The sequence below is a fragment of the Undibacterium sp. GrIS 1.2 genome (assembly GCF_040544435.1).
GTDB lineage: Bacteria > Pseudomonadota > Gammaproteobacteria > Burkholderiales > Burkholderiaceae_D > Undibacterium.
Genome location: NZ_JBEONP010000005.1, coordinates 126,531 through 132,848, shown reverse-complemented (window position 1 = coordinate 132,848; position 6,318 = coordinate 126,531). Strand labels below are relative to the sequence as shown.

Sequence of the window (6,318 nt, the reverse complement as noted above, 5' to 3'; positions counted from 1 at the left end):
TCCACGCCATGATTGCCACTCTTTAAATTTATCCTGTTGCTATTGTCTCATTTGAGGTAAACACTCTGCTTGGCTTTTTATCGTGCAAAGATCTCAGTTTATTTATATAAATAAATGGATTGAACATAACTGATGCAATGTTGAAAACGCAAATAGTAAAGAAGTTACTACAACTAAATGGGCGTTTGACGCTAGAAGCACCGTTCAATCACTCTGGCCTATGGCCTCAAAGCTTCAGGCACATTTATATTTTTTAAGACGTTTTCAAATGCCGTCAGCAATATCAAGTAATTCTATGTGTAAATCCGTTTATTGCTATCGTCAACATCGTATGCTTTAAGCGCTGAATTAAGTGATTCCATTTTTTTCCTTTCTCACCAAATCCTGACCGCTCATAATTATTTAGGTTTCATAGCGCCATGGTTCGTTTCATAAATTCATCAAACAGCGGCACGGTAAAGGCTGTATCACCATGGGCCGGGCTATAGATCATTCCCTTCACGATAAGCGATTGGCGAAGCGGAGCAACCTGATTCACTTCTTTTTTCATCGCACTGGCGATATCACCTGATCGTGGAGCGACAGTACCAATTTCAGCCATCGCACGCATATAATTTTTTTCCATCGGAGTACAACGATCAAATCGAACGCGAAAGAAACCAGAATCGAGTTGAGTAATCGCTAATTGTGTCGCCAGTAATGCATCATTTTTTGTGATGGGTGAGTTATTTGCAATCGCCCACGAATGACTACCCCACTCTTGCAGAAAATATGGGTAGCCTTTAGTCTGATTTAGAATCTCACGAACTGCCTCATCAGAAAATACGACGTTGTTGCTATTTACCGGCCGCTGCAATGCTTCAGTCGAAGCAATGTCATCCAAGGCACCAATAACCGGGAAATTAAATAACCGCTCCGCATACGATTTGGCCTTACCAACGTTACCTACCAGCTGAGGAAGTCCCGCACCCACCAGGGCAACGGGCAATTGTTTTTGTGAACACGCATGAAGCGCAGAAATGAACGCCGCTAACTGGTCTTTATGAACGTATTGCAATTCATCAATAAAAAGGATGACCGCTGTTTTCTTTTCACGGGCCGCAATACCGACCGCTTGTAAAAGTTCAGATAAATCGTAATCAAGATCACCGGTGTCAGCAACACCTTCTTCTTTGCCTAGATCAAAGCCAAACTCCATATCGTCGTATTTAATCTTTGCAGCGCTAATAAAACTCCCAAGTGCTTTAGCAGCTTTACCCACGGAATGGCTAACACCGGCAACACGATCTAATTTTAATAGCGCGGCGCGTAAACTTGGTGCAATCATCCCTGGCAAACTACGATTTTCAGGCGATTCAAATTGCGTGCAAATTAATCCTTCTGCCTCGGCATCATTTTTTAATCTATTGAGTAATACAGTCTTACCGACACCGCGTAAGCCAACCATTAAAACACTCTTGGCCGACATACCATTGCGGATACGGTGCAACGCAATTGATACGTCCTCTATGACTTTCTCGCGACCTGCCAGTTCTGGTGGCTGAGAGCCAGCTCCAGGAGCGAATGGGTTTTCTCGGGGATCCATTTATAGTAACTTTATGCAACATTATCGATTAAAGATAATATTACATAACTTCTTTATAAATACAAACTGGAAAAAAAATTTGAGAGGGTTATGTTGTTGGGGCGTACTCAAAATTGACTACCTGGTCAATATTGAGTGCGCGTCAACATCATGTGTGGAATATTGAAGAAATAGCTCGCTTAGTACCTGATGTAATGCCAAAAAAGCGCGGAACTTACAAAACAAAGAAAGATATTTCAAACTGAGACACTACCTAAAAAGCAGTAGCCTTGTGCGGGCTTTAGTCATTTACGTTGATTTTTTAGTTTATTTTCCTTTTCTCTCTCTATGGCATCTCGATGTTGAAACCTCGCTCTGGCTTCGAGTGAATATTGTTTTTTTTCTTTGTCATTAAGTAGAGGGAATGTACCGGTTTGGTGAAAATTGTTTATGTGATACTGAGTCGGATTTGAATACCCTTTTGAAATAAGGTATTTCTTTATCATATCTCATTCTTCGAAAGGTAGTAGTTTGGAAAGTCGGATACTTGGAACCAAGGCTTCATATATCCAATATGGAATATTGGAATTGAGTAGTCCAACCCAATATCTTTGAGACTCAGTGTTTTTTTTCAGCACGTCTTGTATCGATTGGGGCCATTTGTCTAAGAGGACGCTAAGTAGGGCTAAAGTCAAGGCTCTTCCGCGAACGGTTTTATGTTCGAAATTCATTCCTGCGGTAATGATTTTGTCGGTGGGATCTGATTTGATAGCTTTGAAATCCGAGTTGATAATGGTTTTATATTGGACATGATCGAACGGCAGATTCGTTTCGGCTATGATTTTTTGGATTACTTCTGACTGCGTTGTTGAAGATGAAAGAAAGCGGAATAACAATTTAATCCCGGCAAACCGAGGAATTGCATGGTAGAAGGTTTCAAAAGTATCGAAATCAACGCTCCACCTCTTAATGGCAGTTCCAATCAACTCCCTTTGTATTTCAGAAATGTGGGGAACGATCTTGTCATAAGTAGATCTCGTAGAGGCCTGCCTGATGTCGAAACCGCAGTGCTGACATATAGCAATAGTATCTCTCTTCCGCCTGCTCTGAATGTTCCCAGCTGAACGAAAGTAAATAAAGGAATACCCGCAGTTATCACATTCATCCGATAGAAGACGCTCATGCTTGTTACATGACACTACGAAGGTGTATCGCCACGATTTTCTGAAATATGGCTCATGATCTTCACGAAGACAATCGGGACAAAATGCAAATCCCCTAATCGCACCAGATTTGACACTTTTATATCCGACGCTAACTACATGGGGTATGTTGCCATATTTCTCGATACGCAGATTGATATTGTCTTCATATTTTGAAAATGCCATTCTCAGCACTTCATCTTCGGCTACGCCTAAATGAGCGACGATAGCGTTTAAAAATTTCTCAGACGGAATACGATCGACTTCTAGGCCAACTAAGGAGTGATCGCCGACAAGATAATAGGACAGTTGTATTGGTGTCAGCCCGTTCTGAAAACTAATTCGCGCGAGCCAGGACGACAATATTTCGTCCTCGAGAGGTTTAGGACGGACGGGAAGGAGCGGAGTACTAGTAGGAAACGTTACTTTATTTGAAAAATCAAAAGATAATTGTCTCGGCATTTAGTTATAACAATCATAGAGTTAGAATGAAATTATTTTTTTTATCTTCTGTTATTTTATACTCTACTTCTATCTTTTATACTTTTCTTGTATCTTTTCATAAGCCAGGTCGTGGGGTGATACCTTTTGCAATAACTGCGCAAAGTTGCGAGCAGCAAAGGTGAGAGTAAGGTGTAGCGATCCTTGCCACCTTTGCCAGCACGCACCCGCAGCATCATCCGTGCGACATCAATATCAGCCACTTTTAAATTGCATAGCTCGGAGACGCGCAGACCCGATCCGTAGGCAATCATGAGCAAGGCACGTTGACGCAGATCAGTGCAATACGCTGTCTATATACTATCAGTCGTGTTCCGAACTTTATTTCCGCACTTCGTTGAAAAGTTCCGAACTTTATTACCTTGTTCCGAACTTTATTCCAAAGGGACAGGTCAGGAAGTCCAAAAAATCACTTACTCCACCGTCACACTCTTAGCCAAATTCCGAGGCTTATCGACATCCGTCCCCCGCGCCAACGCCGTGTGATATGCCAGCAATTGCAGCGGCACAGTATGCAAGATCGGTGACAACATGCCGTAATGTTCTGGCAAGCGGATGACGTGTACGCCTTCGCTTGAGGCAATGCGGGAATCTGCGTCGGCGAAGACGTACAGCTCGCCGCCACGGGCGCGGACTTCTTGCATGTTGGATTTTAATTTTTCTAGCAGCGCGTCTTTTGGTGCGACTGTGACGACCGGCATGTCTTTGGTCACTAAGGCTAACGGGCCGTGTTTGAGTTCTCCTGCGGGGTAGGCCTCTGCATGGATGTAGGAAATTTCTTTCAGCTTTAATGCGCCTTCCAAAGCGATTGGGTAGTGCATGCCGCGGCCTAAGAATAAGGCGTTTTCTTTGCGGGCAAATTCTTCTGACCAGGCGATGATTTGTGGTTCTAAAGCTAGCACCGCAGTGATCGCTACAGGTAAGTGGCGCAGGGCTTTGATGTGTTCTGCTTCTTGCTCATCGCTGAGTCTGTCTTTGCTTTGCGCCAGTGTCAGTGCCAACAAGAATAGCGCTGCCAATTGGGTGGTGAAGGCTTTGGTCGATGCGACGCCGACCTCTACTCCGGCGCGAGTGATATAGGCCAGAGCGCATTCGCGCACCATGGCGCTGGTGCTGACGTTGCAGATTGTCAGCGTGTGTTCCATCCCCAGACTACGCGCATGTTTGAGTGCTGCTAAGGTGTCGGCGGTCTCTCCGCTTTGTGAAATAGTGACGACCAGGCTGTTGGGGTTGGGTACGCTGTCGCGGTAGCGATATTCGCTGGCGATTTCTACATTGACCGGGACTTTGGCGATGGATTCTATCCAGTATTTTGCGGTCAAGCCTGCGTAGTAGCTGGTTCCACACGCGAGGATCAGAACGTTGTCGATTTGTTTAAAAACCTTGTACGCCTTGTCGCCAAACAGCTCTGGCATGATGGCTGTGACACCTTCCAATGTGTCGCCCAGTGCGCGTGGTTGCTCGAAAATTTCTTTCTGCATGTAATGACGATACGGACCTAATTCTGCCTGACCGGTATGCGCATGCACGGTACGGACCTCGCGTTGTACTTGCTTGCCGTTGGTATCTACAATCCAGACTTTTTGTAGTTGCAGATCAACGACGTCGCCTTCTTCCAGATAAATAATCTGGTCGGTTGTACCTGCCAATGCCATTGCATCGGAGGCTAGAAAGTTTTCTCCTTGGCCTACCCCGACGATTAATGGGGAACCTTGGCGCGCACCGACTACGCGGTGGGGTTCGTCGCGGCAAAACACAGCAATCGCAAATGCCCCGGTCAGACGCTTGACGGCGATTTGTACAGTCTCAAATAAGTCGCCGCTGTACAGGTGATCGACTAGGTGGGCAATGACTTCGGTGTCTGTCTGGCTTTCAAATATATAACCAACTGCGCTGAGCTCTGCGCGTAATTCTTCATGGTTTTCAATAATGCCGTTATGGACTAAGGCAATCCGTGAATTCTCAGCATCGGGAGAAAAATGCGGGTGGGCATTGGATGACGATGGCGCACCATGCGTTGCCCAGCGCGTGTGGGCGATACCGGTAAAACCAGCTAAACCTGTTTGTTCTATTTGCGCTTGCAACTCTGTCACACGGGCGGTGCTGCGTGAGCGTTGCAGATGTCCATCCACATGTAATGCGACGCCGCAAGAATCGTAGCCACGATATTCAAGACGTTTAAGACCTTCAACCAGGACGGGAGTGATATTGCGTTGCGCTACAGCGCCGACGATGCCGCACATAAGAACCTCTTAATAAAAATTTGAGAAAGCGATAAAAAAATTAAAGTGAGCAAATAAGGCCAGTAAATTCGACGCTAATAAGGCGAGTAAGAATCTTCAGCTCAAAAACGCAATTAAACATAAGATTGCAAAATTACTAATTTCACAGATTGTGTTATCGTAAATCAGATCAAATGAAATTATCTTTCAATATTTAATTAAATTTGAACGCAAATTCAATTGCGATTATTGAGTGAAATTAAATTTCATTTAAATAAAAATTATTTATTTAAATTCCATTGGTGAAAAGTATGACGACTCTGGACGAACTGGATAAACGCATTTTGCAGCAGCTACAGCGAGATGCGTCGGTCAGCAATCAGGCCTTGGCGGAGCTAGTGCATGCGTCGCCACCGACTTGTTTGCGGCGCGTTAAGCGCTTATTGGATGAGGGCGTGATTGCTAAGCAAGTAGCGATTTTAGCGCCCGAAAAAGTCGGTGCAGGTTTGACGGCGATTGTAGAAATTACCTTGGACCATCAGGCCAGCGAACATCAACTCGCGTTTGAGAAACTGGTGTCAGAAGAGCCCGCGGTGCAGCAATGTTATCGGGTATCGCCGGGGCCAGACTTTGTGCTGGTGATACAGGTGGCAGATATGTCGGCGTACCACAATCTGGCGCACCGTTTATTTGCGGGTCAGGCGAATGTGCGGAATGTACGGAGTTTTTTTTCTATGCTGCGGAGTAAGTTTGAAACGCGGATTGAGATTTGAGCTGCGCTTTAATATGCTGTTTAAACCGCAGTTTAATCCTACCGTTCATTTTTAAA

5 protein-coding genes are annotated in these 6,318 nt (G+C 44.9%); 1 reads left to right on the top strand and 4 read right to left on the bottom strand.

The genetic code is table 11. The features are described 5' to 3' along the window. Nucleotides 1-409: 409 nt before the first annotated feature. The 4 genes from AAKU61_RS03710 to glmS form a co-directional block, all read right to left on the bottom strand. The gene (locus AAKU61_RS03710; protein WP_354329742.1) at nt 410-1,585 is read right to left on the bottom strand and encodes an ATP-binding protein; all 1,176 of its coding nucleotides are present in this window, start codon (nt 1,583-1,585) and stop codon (nt 410-412) included. Between the two features lie 488 nt (nt 1,586-2,073). Then, on the bottom strand, nt 2,074-3,228 hold the full coding sequence (locus tag AAKU61_RS03705) for a TniQ family protein (RefSeq protein ID WP_354329741.1): 1,155 nt from the start codon (nt 3,226-3,228) through the stop codon (nt 2,074-2,076). Nucleotides 3,229-3,284: 56 nt separating this feature from the next. Continuing rightward, complete coding sequence (locus AAKU61_RS03700) at nt 3,285-3,542, bottom strand: tyrosine-type recombinase/integrase (RefSeq protein WP_354329762.1); 258 nt, start codon at nt 3,540-3,542, stop codon at nt 3,285-3,287. A gap of 138 nt (nt 3,543-3,680) precedes the next feature. Next, nucleotides 3,681-5,510, bottom strand: a complete 1,830-nt coding sequence (gene glmS / locus AAKU61_RS03695) for a glutamine--fructose-6-phosphate transaminase (isomerizing) (RefSeq protein ID WP_354329739.1) — start codon at nt 5,508-5,510, stop codon at nt 3,681-3,683. A 290-nt stretch (nt 5,511-5,800) separates the two neighbouring features. On the opposite strand from glmS, the gene AAKU61_RS03690 reads away from it, so the two are divergent. Then, nucleotides 5,801-6,262, top strand: a complete 462-nt coding sequence (locus AAKU61_RS03690; RefSeq protein ID WP_354329737.1) for an Lrp/AsnC family transcriptional regulator — start codon at nt 5,801-5,803, stop codon at nt 6,260-6,262. Nucleotides 6,263-6,318: the final 56 nt, after the last annotated feature.